A 21790-nucleotide genomic window follows, 5' to 3' on the forward strand; every position below is an offset into this window, starting at 1 on the left:
TGCGCCGGGCAGGCTTGCCGGACGCAGCCGGGCGCAGCTTGTCCGCCACGCCGCTGGTGTCGCTGGTACGTGAAGTTTTCATCGGGTCCCTCTGCTGCGTTGCCATTGCGGCATTCATCGGATGCGCCGCGTCGTGCTCCAATAATACATCGGATGCGATTTAATCGAAAGTGCTTGACTTTGCTCCGCGCATCGACAATCATTCACGCATCCGATTCAATCGCATGCGATTTAAAAGCGACGATCGGCAGCTAACCTCTTATTCCATAAGGAAACTTGTCATGTCCCGCATCGAGAAAGTGCTGTACACCGGCAAAACGCACACGACCGGTGGCCGCAACGGTTCATCGCGCAGCTCGGATGGCAACCTCGACATCCAACTTTCCCCGCCCGGAACGGGCGCCGGCACGAACCCGGAGCAACTGTTCGCCGCCGGCTGGTCCGCCTGCTTCATTGGCGCGATGCGGCGCGCTGCCGCCGCGCGGAAAGTGGTGCTGCCGCAGGACGTGACGGTGGATGCCGAAGTGGACCTCGGCATGGCCGGCGACGACTATTTCCTGCAAGCACGGCTGAATGTGAGCCTGCCGGGCCTCGCGTCGGACGTCGCACAGGCAGTCGTCGACGGCGCGCATCAGCTGTGCCCTTACTCGAAAGCGACCCGCGGCAACATCGACGTGACACTGAACGTCATCTGAGCGTTGCCCCGTTCCCGATTCCTTTTGGCCTGTGTCGAATATCTGGAGTTTGATCATGAAGACCACGTTTTTCGCTGTTCTATTCGCTGCCACCGCATCGCTGGCTTCGCTCGCGTCTCCCGCTTTCGCGAGCAACTACGGGCCGGCGCCCTTTTACCGGCCATCCGTCAGCGACGCGCGTCCTGTCCCGCAAGCTGCGACCAGCGCGTCCAATGACGCCGGCGACGCACAGCAGGCGTACGGCGGCATGAACGACAGCAACTCGCAATCGTCTGCCGGCCGGCATATGCCGACATGGCAGCAAGGCCTGTTCGCGCATCATTGATCGTTGCGAGTCGTGCGGCTGGTTTGTTCGGCGTGAACTCGCGTGCCGTGGCGAAAGCGCACGATAGAAAGACAGCGAGGTTGACGGAGCAACCGTCACACCTCGCTGTTCATTTTGGACTGCGTCGTTCGTATCTGGCGTTACGCCTGCGCATCCAGTTCCGCGACTGTGATCAGTTGCCTGAAATGATGGCGCCACAGCGATGTGCCGAGTTCGCCGCTGCGGTCAATGGACGAGCCCACCGTCAGGTCTTTGACGAGCGTTGGCGTGAGCCCCGCATCGAACAGCATGAAGCCTGCGGCAAGCACGCAGGTTTCCGTTTGCATGCCGCAAACCAGCACGCGCTCAGGTTTCATCGCGACGAGATGGTCGAGCATCTCACGCGGTGGCAAATAGCCGTACTTGATAAACACCCGGTCGACATCGACGAGGCTGGCGTCGTCGGCCGCCGGATGCCGGCCAAGCTGCCGTTCGAATGGCGTACGGCTTTCGTCATGCCGTTCCACGGTCGCAACTGACGGCATCCGGTTTGCGACTGCACGAATACCGGTAACGAGCCAGTGCGGGGGAGAAAATGAGGCTTGCACGTCGACGACAAGTAGAATTTCGCGCATCGATTTCGCTCCTCTCTTTACGGCCGGTCATGCGTTGCGCGCAGCTAACCAGCGGTGCGCTCGCCGGTACGGGCTACATCGCGTGATGCGGTCCATGTATCACATGTTCCGCCTATCACTCGTCCATTGCTCGTCCATTGGTCGGGTACCGCCGGCCTACCGTGCGCCTACCGTGCTGCCGTCGCTACCGACCGCTCGCCACTACCCGCCCGCGACGCGACCACAACGCCCGTCGATCAGTTCGCGCTACCGGGCGACGCATTGCCTGCGGCAAGCAGGCTTTGATCAACCAGTTCGAGCTTCAACGGCTTATCGGCATCGAGTTGCTTCCTTTCGATCACACGCTTCCATGCACCGTCTCTGCCGGGCTCCCGGTAAAACGCGACGATGGCAATGAATTTTGTATCGGACTGCAGCGGCTGCGTAAGACTCGCGGATGCTCCCGGATTCAGCACCGTCGACACGCTCGCCGCCTGCAAGTCCTGCGCAAGTACGGTACGGTCGGTCTTTAGCAGATCGGTGTAGGACGCGCCGTCGAATTGCTGACGGTCTTTCAGTTGATAGATGCGCACCGCGACAGAATTCGGCCGGCCCGCGTCGTCAGGGTTCAGCGCAGCCCGCGCGGTCAGGTCGACGTTGAGGGTCTTCACCTGCTTGAAGAACACCGCGCGATATGCGCCAGACGACGTGTCCGACACTGCCTGCCACGCGCCGCAACCGGACAGCAGCAACGACGTGCAGACACCGGCCGTCCACGCCAGACAACCAGACCAGGTGCTTCGTCGATCATGCATGATGTGTGCTCACAAATAGGGGTTCGGCGTCGACGCCGGCAACGCTTCGCAAACGCCGAGCGCGATATTGAGGGTATGCTCGTCCGCGGACGGCAGCACGGTTGTCCAGCCAAGCCGCGGCGCGGGGCCGGCGGCGACTGCTGGCGCGCCGAGCAGCGGCGGCGGCGCCAGCCCGGATGGGATCGTCATCCGCAAATGCACATCGGCCTTTACACCCGCATAAAGCCGCACATACGCGATCAGTTCCCGGTGAAGCCACGCGCCGGGCAGTAGCTCGTGAGCTTGCCGCGCGTCGGCGGGACTGAGCGTCGCGCATACCGCGCGGCTGCGGTAAATGATTCGCTTGCCGAGCACGTAACCGCTGCCGAGTCCGCGACGACTGCGCGCTTGCGCGCTCGCGCCGGCTACCGGTGCATCGTCTTGCATCACCGTTGACGTCAACGGGCACGGCGTCCCCGTTCGCGCGGCGACCGGCCAGAACTCGTCGACCCGCACCGAGGCGCCCGGCGCCGCAAGCGCGATGACGCCGGCGAGCCCTTCGGGCGTCCGCGTGCGCTGAACCAGCAGACCGAGCAACGCGAGCATCCGGGACGCGGGCAAGCCGGCACGCGACGGCTTGTCGCCCCATCCGAAGCCGGCGAGACATAACAGGTTCAGCGAATGCGCGTCGACACCGCCTGCGCGAAAACTTTCCGGATAGCGATATTTCTTCCACGCGCGAAACAGCAAAGTCACGAACCGGTGATTGAACTGGTCAAGAAATGCCTCGACCGCGTCATGCCCCTCCTCGCGCAACGCGATCTCGTCGACCATATGCGACGGCACGGCGGCATCGACGCCGTACAAGCCCATGAAGGTCGTGCGAACAGTCGGTGGCGCGCGTCCGTCTTCGTCGTCGAACTCGACCGCGGCGATTTCGCCTGCCGGGAAGCCGAGCCGTGGTCGCGGCCTGAATCGGACCGGCTCGTCTTCGAGTGTGTCGCGTGTACCGAGTCCGGGGCGGGACGGAGCGCATGCTTCGAACAGCCGGCACAGCTGCATAAAACTCATGCGCGGCGCCCGCGCGAGCAGCGACATGACAAGCGGTTCCAGCATCGGCATGCCGGCCGGCTCCATGGCCCGATTTATAGGCTGATTCATAGCCCGATTCACAGCGCACCTCGCTGCGTCTTGCTGCGTGGCCACTCAGTGCGGACCTTCGAAGGCAAGCTCACGATCGACAGTTTCGTGAACAGATTGATTTCCGCGTACAGCGCGAAAAAGCGATGCAACAGTTCGCCGAACAGCATCACGTCGCCGTCGCCCGCGAATGCGTGGGAGTCGAGCGTAACTTCGATATGCACGCCGCGCTCGACCGCACCGCCCGACACTTCTTCGAGCAAGCTTTGCGACACCCACAGAATGCCGGCCAGACGCCGGCGGTTCAGTTCATCGTCGGTCCAGTCGTAGAGCGCGAGCGCGCCACGCAGCACCTCGGCATCCATCATCGACAGAAAGTTCGGCGCCAGATGCGACAGCACCCTCCACTGGAAGCGATCTCCGGTCGGCGGATAAAGAGGCAGCGTCGGTGCGACCAGATTGCGCACACCGGACACATTCGGTGTGCTCGCCGCCAGCTCGCTGATGCTCGCCTCACGCAAGCCCTTGCGCGGCAACAGGCCGTTCGTGCCGGTCACGCGCAGCGACAGGCTTTCCTCGGGCAACGATTCGATCGTCTCCCATGCATGGCCGCCAACGATGACCCAGGTCTCGTGCAAGCCACTGACACCGGGACGCACTCGCGTATGGAAATAGCGTTCCGGTGACTCGTGCCGCAGCATGCCGCCGCGATGACGGAAGGTCGCGAACGGCACGTATTCGTAGCGTTCGGCGGTATCGTGATCGAATGACTCGATCGCATCCACTGAGTACGTTTCGATATGCTCGCCGTGATGGGCCGCCGGCACGACGCGGTATTCCGTTTCGTGATGGTCGATTTCAATCGGCTTCGCATCGAGCTCGAACAGGTTGATCACCGGCGTGCAGAAAAGCCGCACGTTCTCGGCGCTGAAACGCTGGTCCGACGGGAACGCGTGCTTGAGAACGAGCTCCAGCTCGAAACGGGTTGAGTTCGCCGGCAGCCTCGCGATATCGAGTCCGAGCAGGTCGACAAACAGAAACTTCTCGCGGAACGTGAAGTATTCGAGCAGCAGCTGATACCCGGAAAACGCTGCTTCGGCCTTCGGCCACAAGCGCTCTTCGGTCGAAAAGCCGGCGGGCTCGCACGTCACACCGGCGAGCGGCTGCGGTTCGCCGTCGCGCACTTCAGGGATGCGCCACATTACCGTGTCGAGCTGGCGCGTGAACGCGAGATGCATGGCAAACGCGGTCGGCAGATCCGCATTCAGATGCAGCCGAAGCCGCGACAGATCGGTCTCGGCGCGGCGCGCCGAAGCATGAAGCGCGAACCCGAGACGGATCACCGAACGTCCATCGTGACGCACCGCCGGCAGCGCGTGCGTGAGCACGAGCGGCTGCAGCATCACCGGCTGGGTGGTGCGATACAGGCAATGGATCGCTTTCGGCGATGTGCTTTCCGCGCCGGCAGGCGGCGCAATGGAGACGGGTGCCGAGCGCACGGGGACGCCAGCGGGCACCGCCGTGCTCTTTTGCAGCTTTTCGATCGGCGGCGCGAGTTCGACCACCGACAGCGATGGGATCATCCGCAAGTAATGCGGCCATAGCAGGCTCACGAGACCTTCGGTAAGCTCCGGCAATTCGTCGTCGAGCTTTTGCTGCAAGCGACCGGTCAGAAACGCAAAGCCCTCGTGCAGGCGCTCGACGTACGGGTCGCGCTCGCCGACGCGATCAAGGTTCAGCATGCGCGCACGGTCGGGATGCGCCTGCGCGAATTCCTTGCCGGACTCGCGCAGGTAGCGCATTTGCGCTTCGTAGTAGCGCAGGATCGGATCGTCGTTTTCCATGTGATGTGAGTCGCTATGACAAGGTCAGTGCGCGTGCGGGGTCGAGCACGGTCAGTTCGGCTTGCAGTTCGCCGATCCGGCGAACGAGCGCCGGTTTGTCAGCGTCCTTGCGATTGCTCATTGCCTTCAACGCTCGAGCCAGTTGTTGCTTGACCTCGAAGGTCAGTGCGGGCTCCCAGCGCGTCAGCGGCAGCGACCGCGAAGATGCGTCGAGTTCGGCGAGCAACGCGAACGCCGTATCGGGACGGCCCGCGTAGTCGGCGATGCGCGCCATTACCAGCCGTTGCAGATAGCGATGACGATCGGTCTTCAATCCAGGCAGCGCGTCGAGCCAGCTGAATGCGGCCTCGATGCCTTCGCGTGCGGCCAGATCGCGCGCTTGAGCTTCGATTTCGGGCCAGTCGCCGGCCGCACCGCTATCGCTATCGACCGACACCGGCAACGGCGCGACGCTGTCGCCGGCTTCGAGATCGCGCACCACGGCGTGCCGGGCGATCCATTCGAGTGTGGTGTCGTCCGCGAACGGCGTACCGTCGTCGAATGCAAGGCGTTCGATACCAGGCAGACGTTCGAGGAATAGCGCGAAGTCCGTGCGCAGCAGTTCGCGCCATGTGCTGTACGGCGCGCCGACGTGGTCGAGCGCGACATGCTGGAAGTACTGCAGGTCGAACCACAGGTGATTCGTGCCTTCCATGAACGCGCCTTCGATACGCTCGAGCAACTCATGCCATTGCTTTTGCAGCACCAGGCGTTTGAGTTGCTGACGCTGTTCGCCGCGCGGCGGCACGAGACGCGTACGCAAGCTTGCATCCGACGGCGGGACTTCGTGCAGTGTGTCCCAGCGGACGCTGCGCACGAGGCGCACGGACGGCAAATAGCCATTTTCTTCGTCGCGCAGCCAGTTGGCCATCACGCGTATCTGGTCAAGCAGGTCGCGCGTCGACTTGATCGCGGCGGGTGCTGATGATGTTTCCGTTGAGTGACGCTGCGCGGCGGTGGTGCGCGCTTGCGCCGTTGCGGCACTGTGCGTGGGTTGTTCGTTACGCTCGAAGCGTACGATAAGCGGCTGCAAGTTCGGGCGGGCAGCGTCGGTCCATGCATTCGTGCATGCGACGAGACCATCGAGTGCGGCGATCGCGCGTTCGAGATCCGCGGGGGCGAAGTCGCCGCGGCTCGCGAGCAGGTCGAGCATGCGCGTCGTCGCGAGCATATCGAGCGCGGCCTTCTTCGCTTCCGGGCGCGCCGGCAGGATCGCTTCGCCAAAGCGGTCGACGAGTGCGGCGACCAGTTCGAGTCCGTCCGCGAACCCGGCAGGACCCTCCTGGCGCAGCCGCGCGAACGTGTAGTAGCCTGCGACGCGCAGGTCCTTGCCTGTTTCCTTCGTCAGCTGCTCACATGAACGGATGATCGACGCGTCGTCGATGCCGGACAGCTTGTTCGCTTCGTCCTTGAGTTCGAAGAATGCGTCCTCGTAGCCGGGGTCGCGGCCGACGGGCGTGTCGCTATCGCTAGCCAGCGGTTGCAGCCATGCGTCCCATGCGTGGAGACGATCACGCGACAACTGTGCGGCGTCGCGCGCGGGGAACAGGCTTTTCAGCAGACTGGAGAGCATTATTGAGACTCCAGCGTAAAGCCACCAGGCAGCGGTGTCGCGGCCCGTTTTGCCGCAACGATCGCTTCAGGCGGCAAAGGCGGCGGATTGATCGAGGTGAGTTTCGCGGCGCTGGTCCTTGCTGCTTTCGTCACGACTTTCGTCACGAAGATGCGTGCCGGCAGCGTGAAGTGACGCAGTGCAAGCACGTCGAGCGGACCTGCGCCTGCCTCACTGCGCAACTGGATGCGCAGCGCGACACTCTGGCTTTGGTCGGGCGTCCATGACAGCAGGTAGCGGGCGTTGTCCTGTTGCGACACGCTCGCGCGCTCGAGCAGGCGGACCAGTCCGAACCGGCCTTGCGTATCGAGCGCCGAGCGCAAACCGCCCTGCTCGGTCTGCCATTCGATATGCGACAGGTTTTCGAGCGACTGGCCCGGCCATTCGAACGGCATCCATTCTTCCTGCTGATTGAAGTAGTGCAACTCGCGGCCGGATAACACGAATTTCACATCGGTGATACCGGGCGTGGGTACCGCGCGCAGTTCGTAACGCACGTGTGCGTCGCCGGATGGGAACAGCACGGTTGACACGCGTGTCAGCTTGTTCAGCGCCACGAGGAAGTCGGGGTCGAGGGTCAGCGTGCCGTGGTTTGCGCCTTGCGTCGCGACCCACCGGTCGCCCTGGCGTTCGACGACGCCGGCTAGCTGCGTCATGACGAACTGCGCGATCACGCCGTTATCGACGCGCATGAAGCGGGCCATTTCGGGTATGGATGCGTCATTGTCGGAGTCGGCGAATGGGTAGCGGCCACCGAAGGTGCGGTTCCAGTCGGACAGGATCGCGCTGCGCCAGATTTCGTTGAGGCTCGATGCTGCCGGTTGCACGACGACCTGCCACGTTTGGTCCATCGGTGCGGCGAAGAGATTGCCGAAGCCCGCCCATTGTTCGCCGAGGCTCGCGGCGAGCCGGCTCGAGTAGTCGCGGCTGTCGGCGATGTCGGAGGTTTTGCCTTGCAGCACGGCTTGTGCGGCGAGGCGCGACATCGCGTCGGGGTCGGGGCTCGCGATCATCTGCTGGACTTTCAGGCGCATTGCGGTGACGCGCTCGAGGTAGCGGGCGAGGGATAGGTCGCTGGTGGTGGTGAGTTGAGCCGCATCCTTGCCGCTCGCCGGTGCGGCTAATACGAGATCGCTACCCGCGACGCGCAGAATGGGCCCGAATGCGACCGCCAACGGAGCTGGCGGCGATTGCACCTGTTTCGACGGATCGTTGTCGCGGGTCGTCACGAATTGCTGTGCCTTGCTGACTAGCGTATCGGACAGCGAATGTGCACTCGCCCCGGCGCCTGCCTGATAGACCACCGCGTTCATCAGCGTGACGAGCGGCGAACGTTGCGGGTCGCCGAGAAGCGACAACTGGTCGGCGGTCGCGGACAGCGTCTGCGCAGGCTGCCAGCGCAGACTGTTCAGAAACAATGCCCACGCCCGCGCGTAATCGTTGAAGTAGCGTTGACGCAATTCGGCTTTGAGCGTCGACGATGGATGGCTGGCCGCCTTGAGATCCGACAACACCCAGTCGTTCGCGATGTTGCGTTGTTCGCTTGCGTCGTCGACTGCTTTCGAGATCCGCTCATCCCATGCCGCGCGCGTGTATACGCCTGGCACAGTCGCGGCCGTGCTGAACAGGCCACGGCTCGTTGCGCCTCCTGACGCGCGTTGCTGTGCGGCGTCTCCGAGCAGCGTCGCAAGCGAAACCGCTGGATATTTCGGTGCCGCGTCGTCGAGGATCTGCTGATAAATCGCATCGGTCGAATTCTGGATGCCGCGCACCCCAATGACCGTCTGGCGCGTCGACGCAATGAGGCCGGCGTCCGGCGTAATGGCCGGCAGCTTGCCGCTGCCGAGGTGGTTCGCGAAGAATGCGATTGCATGCTCGCGCATGTCTTCCCACGTGCCCGCCGACAGCGGCGAGTTGGCCGGGCGTGCTGGTGCGGCCGTGGCGGCGAGTTGCGGCGTCAGGAATGCTGCCACCGCATGCTCGGGCTTCGCGAGCATCAGATATGTTTTGAGCGTGTCGTAAGCCGCTTGTGTCTGCGTCGCGCCGCCGCTCGCGATTTCAGCGTCCGACAATGATGCGAGCTGCCGCAGGCGGGCTTCGAGCTTGTTACGGATCGGTGCGACGAGAATACGACTCGCGGCATTTGCATAGCCGGGCCACAACGCAATGAGTAGCGCGCTGTCGCGATTCAGGCCGAAGCGCGTTGTCCATGGCGCGCCAGTGCGCTGATGGGCTTCCAGCGTATCGATTTGCTGGTCGAGGCTATCGAGTGCCTGCATCGCCTGTGTGCGGTCCTGCACGATGGAGAGTTGCGCGACCCGTTGCGACGCAATCTCGATCGTCGCGCGGTTGGTCAGCCCGGACACCATGGTGCCGGCCGCCCAGCAACCGGTTAGCGCGATCGTGACCCATGCGGAAGTAGTCGACCATGAGAAGCCGATGCGGCGTCCATGTGTGCCTCGGCTGTGCTCGGCGACCGTTTGCCAGATCGTACGGTGTTGACGTGCATCCTGTGGCTCGTCGCTACGCTCACCGGTCGACATTGCGAGTGCGAGTTCGCGCACGTTGAATAGCGGCGCGAACAGCAGACCGTGGACCGCGTTCCGCCCAATGCCGGACTTCGCGGTTTGCATCACAAGACCCGACAAGGCATCGCGCAGATTCGAAATATGCTGCGATAGTGTCGCGGCGTAGCGATCGCGGGGATTGTTCCCGAGACGCACGACGCCGGCTTCCGCGAGATTGCACTCGAGGTGCCGCAGCGATTCGTCGATTTCAGCGGCCCGCACGCGTGGGGTTGTCCAGGTGAAGCCGATCGCTTCGTCGGAACGCGACGATTCGTCGTTGAATTCCGTCACATTGAGCAGATAGGCGGGGGCGGCCCAGCGCAATGTGCGCGCGTGACGGGCGAGCCGATGCACGAGTGCTTCGGTATCGAACCTCGCGTTCGGCGCGCTGCGGTCTCGCTCGACCGCGATGATCGCGTCGACCGGGCGACGGCGACGCAGGCGACGAATCTGCTCTAGCCAACCGGTGTCGAGCGCGGTGCCGGATTGTTTCGCGTACAGCAGCACCGTGCTGCCGATGATCGCGAAGCCTGCTTCGGCGAGGCCCGGGGCCAAGCGGTTGACAAACGGTTCGTCGCCGGCGATGAGTACCCAGCGATCGCGATAACGCCAGCGCCAGCCGTGCCGGTCGCGCAGCGAGTCTTGAAGACCCTGCGCGCGCAGCGAATTGAGGTCGACCTTTTTCGCGGTTTGTGGCGCGCCAATGCGGGCCGCCGGATCGCGAGCGTACGGGTTCGCCCGGCCACCGGGCGCATGCCGCGCGACGACGCTCCAGGCGAAGGCCAACCCCGCATGAAAGGCGAGGAGCAGCACGCCAATGGTGATCACGGCGCCGACGCGACGGATCGGCGACGGATCAAGACCCGCGCCGTGCAAATAAACGAAGACGGCCGCGGCGACTGTTATCGCCGACACAAGGACCCAGTACCCTGAAATCTTGATAATGCTCATGCGTGCGATGCCGATTGTGTTTGTGCGCGGGAAGGACGACAAACGGCAAGCCGCAGGTGTTCTTCGTGCGAGGCGATGAGTTGAGGAGCGCCGGTTTGCACCGCGTGTTCGATGGCGAGCGCGACGGCAAGCCAGCCTGCGCAGACACCGGGATTGCCGATCGCATGATCGACATCGTGTACGCCGGTGAGCCCGGTTGTTTCGGAAACGCGTAGTTTCAGATTCGACGCGGCCTGAGCCAGTGCGCCTTTTTCCATTGACGAAAGGCCGGCCTGCCAGAGATCGCTGATATCGGCGGGCGTCGATTCGCCCCATTGCAATACCTTGGACACGGCGGCATCAAGGGCGGAAGGTTCTTGCACTTCGACGGGGCGGTGCGACAAGGCCAAGATGGGCAACGCATATCGTTCGGCAAGCGGCGCCCACGCAAGCAGTACGGCGACCGCCGCCTCCGCGCTCGATTGCGGCGGGTTGTCGTGAAGCTGTACCGAAACAAACAACGTCGCTCGCTCAAGCGATGGGCCGCCACGAATATCGAGCCATTCGTCCAGCGCCATCATTCCTTTGTTCGAGGACAGTAGCTGCGCCTGCACGGGCCGAAGTTTCTGTGCAGCCCAGCAGGATTGCCATGTGTCGAGCAGCTGTTGTTGAGTCGAATCGCCAGGCAGGTGAAGGCGTACGCTGAAGGGAATCCGGTTTGGTATTGCGGACACGGCGCCTTCGATCTGCTTGATCAACGCTTTGAAGCAGGCGCGATGGCGACCGGGGTCTTGATCGTCTTCCTTCAGATCCAATGCGGTGTGGCGTATTGCTTCGGTGCCGGCGTGCGATGTCTTCGCACTCAACGTGTATTCGCCTTTGGCCATCTTGCCGGCAATGGACGCGGTGCCTCGTTGGGTCAGATAGGCGTAGCCGAGAACGGCCAGCGGCTCGCTCGCGAAAAGCAATGCCGCTTGACGGTCTTCGGAGCGGACTGCACGCTCGGCCGCGAGACGCTGGGTCTGCTCGTCGTAGTAGTGAAGGCGCAGACCAAACGCGAGGCTCCATGCAAGAGCAGGTAATGCGAGCACGCTTATCCAGAACCATGCGGTCTGGGTGGGCTCGCCTTTTGGCCAGGTGAGCACGGCTATCAATGCGCCTGCTGACATCACCAGCACGAACAGGACAAACCAGACGATTGCTCGCGGTGGTTTGGGCTCTGGCTTCTGGAGGTCGAGTGCGGGAAGGTCTACCGGCATGACAGGTGTTTCAGATCAGGCTTGAAATCAGGTGGCAACCGCACATCGCTCGATGGCCGTGGAGTGCAATCGGGACGCCATCGTCGAGCATCGCCCTTGCGGAAACGCTGCGTTGTCTCTCCGCGTAGTCCTGCGCGGATCTGCGTGCACCATATCCCGCTTTCAGGACATTTCGCCCCTGCACGTATCGTCGTACCGAGTGCGACGCGAGCTGGCTTCGGGAGTTCGTCAACCTTGGACGTTTTGCTTGAAGAGCCCGACAGCGGCAGGCCCGTTGCCGGATCCAGGTTCTTCTCCTGGGCTAGCTGGTTGATCAGTTCATCGGATGGCTTTGCGGGGATGTTTGCCCGTTCTCTTTCCCATTCAAATGTGCCGTCCCATGGCGGAAGTTGTGCTGGAGGCAATGGAACGATCTTGTCAACATCCGGAACCTTTGGATTGCTCAGTTGGTTGCGATCCAGAAAGTTTCTTATCAAATGATATCGTCGGGAACGTTCCGCATCTTTGGATAGATCCAGAAAGAACTTTTCGGTCGCCTCAGGTGGCATCAGATATGCATTTTCGAGATTCAAAGCAGCCAAGCTGTTTCCTTCTGCCACACCCCGCTGATATGCCATGGCCGCGTCATTAACCTTCCCGTTAAACTGAAAATCGACTCCTAGTTCATAAGCTGCGCGCCCATGCCCTTGATCGGCTGCACACTTCAGCATCTGTCTCGCAATGTCAGGAGCCCGGTCGTGCGGGGCCAGAAGTTGAGCAATGTAGTATTGAGAATCGGCGTTGCCGAGATCGGCCGCTTTCCTGATGTATTTCAGCGCGAGTTCCTGGTTCTGCTTAAGCCCATAGCCTGACTCCAGGTAATAACCGATGTCGTAGTAACCCATCGGAATACTCTCGCTAACCAATTGGCTTGCCCACTCGACTGCCTCATGCGGAGCATCTGGCGAACTCGCCATGCCCTGCGACACCAATTGCTGCACGTTATGGTTTGCCTTGTAGTGTCCGTGAGCTGCGGCGATGCGGTAGTAGCGCGCCACCTCGTCAAAATCTTTCGGGCCATCGCGCGTCTGCAGGTAACGGCCGTATCGGAACAGCGCATCCGCATCCTGGTTGAGCACGGGCAAGCGGACTGCTTCGTGCGTGCAGGTGAATGCCAGATTGGCGCGTACGTTACCTACGTCCGCGGCTCCAGGCAGCGCATCACTCCTGGAGCAGCCGCTTGCCAGTAGTGCAACCCCCATCGCCGTTGCGAAACGTTTCATCGACGTAGCCAGCATTACGCACGGCCCTCGTAGGCTGTCAGCGTCCAGATCACGTCCGTGGTGTAGCGACGCTTTCCAAGCATGCTGTCCAGCCACGCGAATATGCGTGGCTCGTAGACGTCCAGCATCGGCATCGCCTCGCCCCTGCGGAAACGCTGCGTCGTCTCACCGCGCAGGCCTGCGCGGATCTGCGTGCACCAGATCCCGCTTTCAGGACATTTCGCCCCGGCACGTACGGTCGTACCGATTGCTACGCGAACTGGCTTCGGGAGTTCGTCAACCTTGGACGTTTTGCTTGAAGAGCCCGACAGCGGCAGACCCGTTGCCGGATCCAGGTTCTTCTCCTGGGCTAGCCGGTTGACCAGGTCATCGGATGGCTTTGCGGGGATGTTTGCCCGCTCCCTTTCCCATTCAAATGTGCCGTCCCATGGCGGCAGTTGTGCCGGAGGCAATGGGACAATCTTGTCGATATCGGGAACTTTAGGGTTGTTTAGTTCATTTTGACCAATAAATTTTTGAATCAACCCATATCGTTTGGAGCGCTCCTGATCCCCTGGCAGATCAAGAAAACCCCCCACGTCAGCCGCAGACGGGGATAGAAAAGCATCCTGAAGAAATAATGCTGCCCCACCGTCACCAGCCGCCACTCCTTTCTGAAATGAAACGACAGCATCGTGATATTTCCCACTCTGTTTGAGATGTATGCCCAATGCAACAGCTGCGAGTCCGTGTCCCTGGTCTGCAGCACACTGACGCATTTTCCTCGCAATATCCGGCGCCTTATCACGGGGGGATAATAGGCTGGCAATGTAGTACTGAGCTTCAGCATTTCCCAGGTCGGCGGCCTTGCGCATGTACTTCAATGCCAATTCCCTGTTCTGTTTCAGGCCATAGCCAGAATTCAGGTAATAGCCGATATCGTAGTAACCCATCGGAATCCCCCGACTGACCAGTTGGCTTGCCAAATCAACCGCCTCATGCGGAGCGTCTGGTGAATTCGCCATGCCTTGCGACACCAGTTGCTGCACGTTATGGTTTGCCTTGTAGTGTCCATGTGCTGCGGCGATGCGGTAGTAACGCGCGACCTCGTCAAAATTTTTCGGGCCATCGCGCGTCTGCAGGTAACGGCCGTATCGGAACAGTGCATCAGCCTCCGGATTAACCATAGGCAGTCGGTCCGCTTCGTGCGCACAGGTGAACGCCACGTTGGCATGTACTCCAGCGATGTCATGCGAACCGGGCAAGTCACTCTCCTTCGAACAAGCACTAAAACTGGCAATTACAGTCAAAGCTAAAACAAGGATCCTCATTATCAATCCAAATACGTTCGACGCGGATCAGCTCTATAAAATCCAACCAAGGACGCGTGCGGTTTTTCTATTCCACTTGATTTTATTTCATCATTTATCATGACAATATTCCTCCATTTTATAAAAGCATTATAAGCATCCAGCCTTCCATTTTCGCCTATTTTCCCAATCCCCTTTCCATTCGTATGAATCCCCCACAACTTCTCCCTCAACGGCTGCGTCACCCGCATCGACTCATGGAAAATATTCAATTCACTATCCACCTCCATACTGCGAAGATTGACGTTCGCCGAGCCATGTGTGACAAACACGTCGTCAATAATCATCAGCTTGGAGTGGATATAAACCTCCTCCCACGGCATGCCCTTCGGCGTGTCCGGCGGCACAAGCGTGCAGATGTGCACGTTGAGGCCGGGAATACTCAATTTCTGCGGATCCTCGGTTCTGGCCTTCTCAAGTTGAGTCTTCAGCTCGTTGACGCGTCGCGCGGCCTCAGCGGCATCCTGCTGACTCGCGGCGAGGTTGTTTACCGCATACTGTGCCGAGCTTGAGAATGGATCGACCGCCGCATGCATTGCACTGTCGAGCGCCTGGTCAGCTCTTTTCTTTGCCTCAAGCGCCTGTGCGTATTCCGTCTTCAAGTCGTCTGCGCGTTCAAGTTTCGCTACTCCCGGCAGCACATCCGCACGTCCCAGCGCATTGAGCATGTGATACGTACTCACAGTGCCCGCACCCATGCCATCGTCACTGGAATTCGTCACCACAAAGAGGTAAAGCGGAGTCTTGCGCCCCCCCTGCCTGGTAAGCCTTGACCAACGCCACCAGCTTCTCCGCCAGTGGTGGAAAACGGAAATACTGATTCTCGATGTACACGAAGTTGGTCGTGTTGTTGATTGCCTGCAGGTACAGCTTCTCGATATCGCGAACGCCGTCTTTGGCAGGCACCACGCCGCCCAACCGGACGTCTTTGCCCTGCTGCGACTGCGTGCGCAGAATCTGCGCCATGACCGCGACGTCCCCATCCTCGGTACGCGGCAGTCGTTGCGCCTCTTTCTTCGAGGCCTCCCGGTGCCTGGCAAGTTGCTGCCCCGTCGCTGCGTCCCACGCTTCGCAGAAGTTCTGGTTCAGATCGATCACGATCGGCCCCGTCACCCTCGCGGAAATATCCTGTCGCGGCAGAAACCCGTTACGACCCATTTGCGGATGCATCCGCTGGTAGCCATGGCTATTGCTGTCCCAATACTCGTCCAGCGTGTTGTGCCCCATCACAAAACCGGTCGCCAGTTCGGGATGCTCATAGTCGATCAGCACCGTCTTTTGATGGTGCGACGGCGCTGCACCCATCGCGGCGCTATTCATCACCTTCGCACTCGTACTCCGATCGGCATACGCACTGTCGTGCGCCGTCCGCCACGCAATCTCGGCGCGTTCAGCCATGTCGAAATCGCGTGTCGCGAATTCGATGTTGTTGAACGCCGGATCGCGAGATGGTAACTGCGCATGCCTGACCGCCTGCTCGCCCACTTTCTCCATCAGGTTCGCCGGAAAAGGCAGAAGGTCGGAGGCGGTCAGGTTCGTCCCCCGCTGGTTCTTCCCGTCCAGCTTGACCTGCCCATACCACCACGTATCGAACTCCCGTTGCGTCGAGTTCCGGTTATCCGGCTTGGTCGAGAATCGCCCGCCCGGCATCATTTTTTCCAGGAACTGCGCCGCGTGTGCCTTGTCGCCCCACACCAGCAAGCGCACTTTGACGTTCTGCCGTGCTCTCTCCAGTAACAGTTGCCCGATTGGCAGCGTGCCGTGCCCCGACGCGCCACGTTTGAAATACATCGATGGCTGGAAGCCCCAGCACACGATGTCGATACTGTGTTTCGCTGCGGCAATCGCGTCATACAGGGTCCCAAACGCCTCCTCCCCGTTCACCAACGGGCGGTGCGTGGCCTCCTTCGGCGCGTACTCCGCTCGCTGCACGCAATACGGCAAGGTCAGCGTCGCCGTGTTGCCGCGCGAGCGCGCGATCGGCACGTTAATCGCGGCGGGCTGGCTCATGACAGGGCCTCCGAGCCGCTGCCTTTCGTATCGGAGTTCAACATCCGGGCGTAACGCTGGCGATGCGCTGAACGATCCACTCCATTGCCATCCGCACCGTACTCGAAGAACTGGAAGCCCTGGTTCGCCAATTCACCATTCACCGCATCTCCGCGGAATTCGTCGCTTACCGGAATGTTGAAAGCGATGCCATTGGCCAGTTCGAGCCGATAAGATTGCGTGCCCGCTCGATGGTCAACTGCAATGTAGCCAGTCGCGTCGGTCACACCTTGCGCGACCAACGCACCTCGTGCGAACAGCTTGTACGGAACGTCTTGAGGAATCGCCGCCATCGCGGACGGCGAGGATGCGAGGTTTAGCATCATGCGCTCAGCCGGCAGGTTATTCGGCAGAACCGTGCTGACTTGCGCGGATGCCGCCGTGGGTTTGTTCCACGATGCGCACTTTTCGAGAATATCCCCCGGCGTGCAGTTCTCGATTCCATTGGCGCTGATCCTGATGTAAGACCCGCCGGCGCCGATCCAGATCTCCTTGTACGCGGTCAACACCAGACAACCGTCGACGCTGCTGATGGTCAGGTCCTTCAGCGCGGTCAACGCCATCTCGTCGCCCTGCGCCTGCATCGACACCTTCCCCTTCGCAGCGAGCAGCTTCATGCCCAGCTTCGCGGCAAACATCGACACCGCGTCGCCCGCAGCGACTGTGAGGCTCCTGGCAACGCCTATATCTCCGTTGCCACCCGCGGTTGCGATAAGGTTCTTGTCGGCCGCAAGCTGCAAATGGTCGCCGGACACCAGTGCCACGCCTGCGGGCGCGCTAACCAGCACGCCGGCCTTCCTCAATTCGCTCAGCGTGTCATTCAGCAAGGCCTTCTGCTTTGAATAGTCCGCAGCGATTGCCTCGGCGGCCTGCGCCGCGTTGGCCAGCGACTCCATCTGCTGCAACGCCTGCTCGAGCAGACGCTGGGCCGGCAGCATATCCAGTTGCTTACCGTCCGCCGTGGCCTGCTCGTGGGCGGAAACGTACACCCCCTTCACGCCACGTACCGCAACGTGTTCGTCCGAACGAAGTTCCGCACCCTTACCTCGTTCCTTGCGATTCGCATCGACCATGTGCCCGAGATTGAGCTCGCTGTGCTGGTAGGGGCTCATTACATGGACGTGCTCGTTTCCCTCCTTGTCCTCCATCCGCATCGTGTTGCCGCCGGCTGTCACGATCAGGTTGCGCGTGTGATTCAGATTGTTGACAAGGTCCGGATGCAGGCTATCGTGCATCGCACCGATGATCACCGGTCGATCCGGATTGCCCTGCGTGAAGCTGATCGCCACTTCCGCCCCGTCGATCAGCGGAAAGTGATGTCCGTAGTTATCGCCGCTATACGGCTTCGCAAACCGCACGGGCCGGCTCGTGCCGCCCGGACTCCATTCATCGAGATCGAACGGCAGCACGATCACATACCAGCCTTGTTCAGTCAGGTACGCGTACTTGTAATTGCCGGGCGATGTGATACGCGCGGGCAGAATGCCGTCGATCGCCGGACGCTGGATTGCCGTCATCGGCGTGCGCCAGACCTGATCCGACGGAATCCCCTTGAAAGTCACGCCGTATGACTGGCCGCGACCGCCATGCGATGCGACCGACGTCACTAAAATGCCGTGCTTTGCGTCGGCGGGTATCGGGTCGACCCGCATGACCTCGCCCGCCTCAAGCCAGAATGGATTGCCCGCCCCCTTGAAGGTGATCTGGCTTGCCAGAAGCGCTTCGTGCCGCAGACGGGCAATGCGCTTGCCCTCTTCCAGCGTTTCGTAGTGCTCGCCCCAGCGGTAATCGACAGCGTGGGTCGTCTTGTCTTCCCGCGCCGCGTTTTCTTCGACAAGCAGATTCACGTCCGCCTGACGATGGTTATAGTCGTGCAGCCGCACCGCCTCCGGCACGCGCCGCATTGCCCGGCCAAGAGTCCTGATCGCATCCGCGCCGACGCTTTCGAGCCCGGAGTCGCTTCGATGCGGAACCGTGCGCTGCTTGCGCGCGTACGCGTCCAGGTCGTCGCCGAAGACAATGACCGCGCGGTCTTTGTTCTGCTCCCAGCGGAACCAGATGCCTTCTTCCGCGCAAATGCGCTGGATAAAACCAAACGTCGTTTCGTGATACTGCGTGACGTACTCGTGGCGCTTGTACTGCGCACGCAGCTGGAACATGAAATCGACGCCGGCCTGGAACCCGTAGTGCCGCAATGTGTCGGTGACAATTTCCTCCACCGACTGCTTCTGGAACAAACGGCTCGTCACCCCGCGGTTCAAGTCCGCGAGCTTTGGCTCCAGCACCACGCTGTAACGCGTCTCGTCGGCGGACGTTTCAAATTCGTCGAACTGCGTGATGATGCCGTGGATCGTGTACGCCGGCGGCTTGTCGCTAAACTGCTCCGCGTTCTCTCCAAACATCTTGCGGAGATAGGCGAGGTTCGGATCGATTGGATCGACAATAAACTTCGCCGGCCGACCGAGGACCTGGTCCATCGGGATTCCGGCCACTTCGCTCGTGAACTCGATCTCATATCGATACAACTCACCAAGCGCATCACGCCCTGTGAATTTCACCACTGAGAAGGGCGCCGGATGTGGCGCCAGCTTCAATTCATAAGCCTGCGAAGGCAGAACCATCGACATATCCGACCTCTCCTCACCATCGTGCGACCAGCAAATGGACTCGCGCTGCTGAAACGCCACTCACGGCGTTCCAGCAGTTCACGCGAGTGGCTCACGGATCAGTTCTTCGCCTTCGGCATTTGCGACACCAGTGACAGCCCGATGTCCATCCCTTCGACCTGGAAGTGCGGCACGATAAACAGCTTGATGCGGAAGAAACCGGGGTTGTCGTCGATGTCCTCGACCGTCACCTTCGCTTCGCGCAGCGGGTGGGATGCCTGCAATTCGTCACCCGGGTCTTTCATCTCGGTAACAAGGCCCTTGATCCAGTTGTTCAACTCGAGTTCGAGCAAACGCCGGTCTTTGGTGGTACCGATGTTCTCGCGCTGGATCAGCTTCAGGTAGTGCGCGATGCGCGACAGCAGGAAAATGTACGGCAGTCGTGCATTGATACGGCTGTTCGCGGTCGCTTCCTTGGTTTCGTACATCGCAGGCTTCTGCGCGGAGTTGGCCGAAAAGAAGCACGCGAAGTCGTGGTTCTTGTAGAACGACAGTGGAATGAATCCGAGGTTGGCGAACTCGAACTCGCGCGTCTCCGGAATCAGCACCTCGGTGGGGATCTTCGGCTGTGCGCCGGTGCCCAGGTCGTACAGGTGCACAGGCAGGTCTTCGACCTTGCCGCCCGCCTGTGGGCCGCGAATCTGCACGCACCATCCGTTGTTGACGAAACTGCGCACCATGTTCGCCGCGAACGCGAATGACGCGTTGACCCACAGGTAACGATCGTGGTCCGGACCTTTGACTGCTTCCTCATAGTTAAACGCACGCACCGGGGTCGTGTCTTTCCCATATGGCAACCGTCCCAGCACGCGTGGCATCGTCAGACCGACATAGCGGGCATCGTCCGTATCGCGGAAACTCTTCCATTTGATGTACTCCGCGCGATCGAAGTAGTTGCCGATGTCCTGTATCGACGCGACCTCTTCCATCGTCTGCTTGCCGAAGAACGCGGCCCCGACCGAGCCAATGAACGGCATATGCGCGGCCGCCGCGACCTTCGAGATATTGCGCAACAACGCCACGTCCTGCGGCGAATTGGCGAATTCGAAATCGCTGACCATCGCGCTGACCGGCTGGCCGCCCGGTGTGTCGTATTCCTCGATGTATGTCAGGCGGTACAGACCGCTCTGAATGATCTCCGGCGTGTCTTCGAAGTCGCGCATCAGCGCGTCCTTCGACACATCGAGCACTTCAATCTTCGCGTTCTTGCGGAAATCCGTGCGAGACACCAGCATTTTCAGCCCGCGCCAACGCCCTTCCAGCGCCTGGAAATCCGGGTGATGCATCACCGCGTCCAGTTGACGGCTGATCCGCCGGTCGATCTGGCCGATATGAAAATCGAGCAGCGATTTGTCGAGGCGGTCGACGGGCTGGCTCGCGTGACTGATCAATTCAAGGAACGCGCCCATGCCGCGCGCGATTCGTTCGTCAGCCGACGCCTCGGACAGCATGTCGCTATCGCGAAACGCCTCGAGTGGCCGCGCCTCGCTGACGGGCTTCAGATTGATCTTGCTGCACAGTGACGCATACAGGCTGTCGGCGGGATCAAACGACGCAGCCTGCGGTGCGTTCAGTACGACGGTTTCGGTTTCCCCGTGGCGGGATTCGTTCGGTTGCTTCATTTCGTTGTCTGCCTGCGTTCGTACGGCTAGGTGATTGCGGAATGCGGTCAGTGCCGGTTTGTTCGATACACGCCTACGCATGTCCCTCCGGCTGCGTAGCCGCGTTTCCAATCTGCGCGAGTTCGCCGCGCAGCCTGTCCGACAGATGCTTGTCCTTCAGGATTTTTTCGAACTCGCGACGGAACGTGCCGTTGTCGAGCAGGTTCGACTTCAGGTCGCGCAGCAGATTGCGCACCGCAAGCAATGCCTGCAGTTCGGGAATCTGCCGGGCAACCTGCTCCGGCTCGAAGTCCTTCATCGAGCGGAACGCGAGATTCACCGGCAGCTCGGAGCCGTCGCCCGCCAGCGTGTTGTGCGCGTCGAGCTTGAGTTCAGGCGCATGGTCGGCCAGCACGGCGTCGAAGTTGTTCTTGTCGATGTTCACCTTCTTGCGCTCGGCGAGCGGCGCCTGCTCGCGGCCCGCGCTGAAGTCGCCGGCGACCAGCAGTTTCAGCGGCAATTCGACCTTTTTCTGTGCCCCTCCCGTATGCAGGTCCAATGTAATCGAGACGCGACTCTTCGGAATTTCGCGCTGGAAGCTGTCCATTCAAGCCCTCTTAAAACTATTCAGATAATGGAATTCCGCAGACCGCATTCAATCAATGCTGGCGCTCTGCTCAGGATAAACGCGCAAGTCATTATCGCTCAAATAAATTCAAGCAGACTTTTCTCGCAATCGTCCGGCTGATTATGTTCGCATGAATTTCAAACAAAGAGATACCCCAAAACGACAATTTGACAAAACTTTGCAAACCCCGTCTGAAGGAGTCTTGCCGCCTCTTGCACGTTGTGCTGCGGAACCTAGACGGCATAGGAATTCTCCAGATTCAAATATGTGACTGACGCATTTAATTTAACAATTCTTAAATGTCTTTAAATATCTTAAATTCACCGAAATAACCATTTGCCATTGATTTATTCATCGCGTACACTCCGCCATCACGAATACCAATCCAGTAAATCAAGCGCACCGCCAATTCGCCTCCATCTGTACCATGACTTAGG

The 21790-nt window shown here is 60.7% G+C and carries 16 protein-coding genes; 2 read left to right on the forward strand and 14 right to left on the reverse strand.

Annotated elements, in window-relative coordinates; translation table 11 throughout:
* The first annotated feature begins 281 nt into the window (after positions 1-281).
* Together BX592_RS11230 and BX592_RS11235 are read left to right on the forward strand one after the other, a co-directional pair.
* Entirely contained in the window at positions 282-695 is a 414-nt protein-coding gene (locus BX592_RS11230; protein WP_134191849.1) for an organic hydroperoxide resistance protein, read from the forward strand.
* Between the two features lie 55 nt (positions 696-750).
* On the forward strand, positions 751-1020 hold the full coding sequence (locus BX592_RS11235; protein WP_134191850.1) for a hypothetical protein: 270 nt from the start codon (positions 751-753) through the stop codon (positions 1018-1020).
* Between the two features lie 140 nt (positions 1021-1160).
* Here BX592_RS11235 and BX592_RS11240 read toward each other — a convergent pair whose 3' ends face one another.
* From BX592_RS11240 to tssB, 14 genes are all read right to left on the reverse strand, one after another.
* On the reverse strand, positions 1161-1634 hold the full coding sequence (locus BX592_RS11240) for an isochorismatase family protein (protein WP_134191851.1): 474 nt from the start codon (positions 1632-1634) through the stop codon (positions 1161-1163).
* A gap of 236 nt (positions 1635-1870) precedes the next feature.
* Positions 1871-2428, reverse strand: a complete 558-nt coding sequence (tssJ, locus tag BX592_RS11245) for a type VI secretion system lipoprotein TssJ (RefSeq protein WP_134191852.1) — start codon at positions 2426-2428, stop codon at positions 1871-1873.
* Between the two features lie 9 nt (positions 2429-2437).
* Positions 2438-3529 (reverse strand): type VI secretion system baseplate subunit TssG, encoded by a 1092-nt coding sequence (tssG, locus tag BX592_RS11250; protein ID WP_243849470.1) that lies wholly within the window; start codon positions 3527-3529, stop codon positions 2438-2440.
* A gap of 47 nt (positions 3530-3576) precedes the next feature.
* Positions 3577-5391, reverse strand: a complete 1815-nt coding sequence (gene tssF, locus BX592_RS11255) for a type VI secretion system baseplate subunit TssF (protein WP_134191853.1) — start codon at positions 5389-5391, stop codon at positions 3577-3579.
* Between the two features lie 13 nt (positions 5392-5404).
* A complete protein-coding gene (tssA, locus tag BX592_RS11260; protein WP_134191854.1) occupies positions 5405-7003 on the reverse strand; it encodes a type VI secretion system protein TssA in 1599 nt (532 codons plus the stop codon).
* Entirely contained in the window at positions 7003-10560 is a 3558-nt protein-coding gene (locus tag BX592_RS11265; RefSeq protein WP_134191855.1) for an ImcF-related family protein, read from the reverse strand. Before BX592_RS11265 ends, tssA begins: the two co-directional genes overlap by 1 nt.
* The gene (locus BX592_RS11270; RefSeq protein WP_134191856.1) at positions 10557-11798 is read right to left on the reverse strand and encodes a hypothetical protein; all 1242 of its coding nucleotides are present in this window, start codon (positions 11796-11798) and stop codon (positions 10557-10559) included. The genes BX592_RS11265 and BX592_RS11270 overlap by 4 nt, the downstream gene beginning before the upstream one ends.
* Complete coding sequence (locus BX592_RS11275) at positions 11789-13060, reverse strand: SEL1-like repeat protein (protein ID WP_134191857.1); 1272 nt, start codon at positions 13058-13060, stop codon at positions 11789-11791. Before BX592_RS11275 ends, BX592_RS11270 begins: the two co-directional genes overlap by 10 nt.
* A gap of 14 nt (positions 13061-13074) precedes the next feature.
* Entirely contained in the window at positions 13075-14370 is a 1296-nt protein-coding gene (locus BX592_RS11280) for an SEL1-like repeat protein (RefSeq protein WP_134191858.1), read from the reverse strand.
* A 2-nt stretch (positions 14371-14372) separates the two neighbouring features.
* Entirely contained in the window at positions 14373-15077 is a 705-nt protein-coding gene (locus BX592_RS35010) for a phospholipase D-like domain-containing protein (protein ID WP_341803975.1), read from the reverse strand.
* Between the two features lie 37 nt (positions 15078-15114).
* Positions 15115-16395: a phospholipase D-like domain-containing protein gene (locus BX592_RS35015; protein WP_341803977.1), complete on the reverse strand. Its 1281-nt coding sequence runs from the start codon at positions 16393-16395 to the stop codon at positions 15115-15117.
* A gap of 20 nt (positions 16396-16415) precedes the next feature.
* Entirely contained in the window at positions 16416-19085 is a 2670-nt protein-coding gene (locus BX592_RS11290; protein WP_134191859.1) for a type VI secretion system Vgr family protein, read from the reverse strand.
* Between the two features lie 98 nt (positions 19086-19183).
* A complete protein-coding gene (gene tssC / locus BX592_RS11295) occupies positions 19184-20746 on the reverse strand; it encodes a type VI secretion system contractile sheath large subunit (RefSeq protein ID WP_134191860.1) in 1563 nt (520 codons plus the stop codon).
* A 73-nt stretch (positions 20747-20819) separates the two neighbouring features.
* Positions 20820-21332, reverse strand: coding sequence for a type VI secretion system contractile sheath small subunit (gene tssB / locus BX592_RS11300; protein ID WP_134191861.1), 513 nt, complete (start codon positions 21330-21332; stop codon positions 20820-20822).
* Positions 21333-21790: the final 458 nt, after the last annotated feature.

The organism is Paraburkholderia rhizosphaerae (genome assembly GCF_004366595.1).
GTDB lineage: Bacteria > Pseudomonadota > Gammaproteobacteria > Burkholderiales > Burkholderiaceae > Paraburkholderia > Paraburkholderia rhizosphaerae.